Source organism: Saccharothrix sabaoui, from assembly GCF_051756985.1.
Classification (GTDB): Bacteria; Actinomycetota; Actinomycetes; order Mycobacteriales; family Pseudonocardiaceae; genus Actinosynnema.
The window spans coordinates 1-1,320 of record NZ_JBPKJK010000330.1 but is presented as its reverse complement, the minus strand read 5'-3'; the positions used below and the strand labels follow the sequence as shown (position 1 = coordinate 1,320).

Here is a 1,320-nt window from a genome sequence, read left to right as displayed (position 1 = left end):
TGAACCGCCCCGGCTTTGGTGGGGACTCCATTGCTTGTGGAGGATGGAGTCATGGCAGGAACGTCACGGCACTCGGCCGAGGTGCGTCAGCGGGCGGTGCGGCTGGTCCAGGACCATCGGGATGAGTACCCGTCGTGGTGGGCGGCGGTGTCCTCGATCGCGCCGAAGTTCGGGGTGACCCCGGAGACGCTGCGCAAGTGGATCAGGCAGGCCGAGGTCGACCACGGTGCCCGTCCCGGTACCACGACCGAGGAGTCCGCGGAACTCAAGCGCCTCAAGCGTGAGGTGGCGGAACTCAAGCGCGCCAACGAGATTCTTCGATCGGCGGCGACTTTCTTCGCGGCGGAGCTCGACCGCCCCACGCAACGGTGATCGACTACATCGACCGCCACAAACAGGAGTTCGGGGTCGAGCCGATCTGTCGTGTCCTGCGTGGGGCAGGCGTGGCGATCGCCCCGTCCACCTACTACGCCGCCAGAACTCGCCCCGCCTCGGCGCGCACCGTCCGCGACGGGGAACTGCGCGAGGAGATCCTGTCCGTGTGGCGGGACAACTACGAGGTCTACGGGGCGCGCAAGATCTGGACCACGTTGCGTCACAAGGGGATCACGGTCGCCCGGTGCACCGTGGAGCGATTGACGCGCGAACTGGGCATCACCGGCGTGGTGCGGGGCCGTCCGCGCCGCACCACGATCCCGGCGAAGGACGGGCGCCGCGCCGGCGACCTCGTCGACCGGGACTTCACCGCCGGACGGCCGGACGCGTTGTGGGTGGCGGACTTCACCTACGTGCCGACCTGGTCGGGAACCGTCTACGTCGCGTTCGTCGTCGACGTGTTCTCCCGCCGGATCGTGGGCTGGAAGGCCGACACCTCCATGCGCACCGCGCTGGTGCTCGACGCGCTGGAGATGGCGTTGTGGGCCCGCGGGCACACGGGTCACCCGGTCACGGCGGGGTTGATCCACCACTCGGACGCGGGCAGTCAATACACGTCTTTCGCGTTCACCGACCACCTTCTCGCGGCCGGGATCGACGCCTCGATCGGCTCGGTGGGCGATGCCTACGACAACGCCCTGGCCGAGTCGACCATCGGGCTGTACAAGACCGAACTAATCAACCGACAGGGCCCCTGGCGCACCCGTGACCAGGTCGAATACGCCACCCTGGAATACGTCGACTGGTACAACAACCGGCGGCTGCACGGCAGCATCGGGCACCTGGCACCCGCCGAAGTCGAGGCCGTCTACTACCGTCAACATCAGCCAACCCCGGCTGGAGCAGTCAACTGAACGAGTCTCTATCGAACCCGGGGCGGTTCAC

General features: G+C 67.6%; 1 protein-coding gene and 1 other annotated feature. The gene reads left to right on the top strand.

What is annotated here, in order from left to right; translation table 11 throughout:
* The first annotated feature begins 51 nt into the window (after positions 1 to 51).
* A protein-coding gene (locus tag ACR807_RS41655) for an IS3 family transposase (protein ID WP_438927070.1) occupies positions 52 to 1,289 on the top strand; the annotation gives its coding sequence in 2 pieces (ribosomal slippage) (positions 52 to 331 and positions 331 to 1,289; 1,239 coding nt in all).
* Positions 327 to 458: a sequence feature (AL1L pseudoknot), on the top strand. (Overlaps the previous gene by 132 nt.)
* Positions 1,290 to 1,320: the final 31 nt, after the last annotated feature.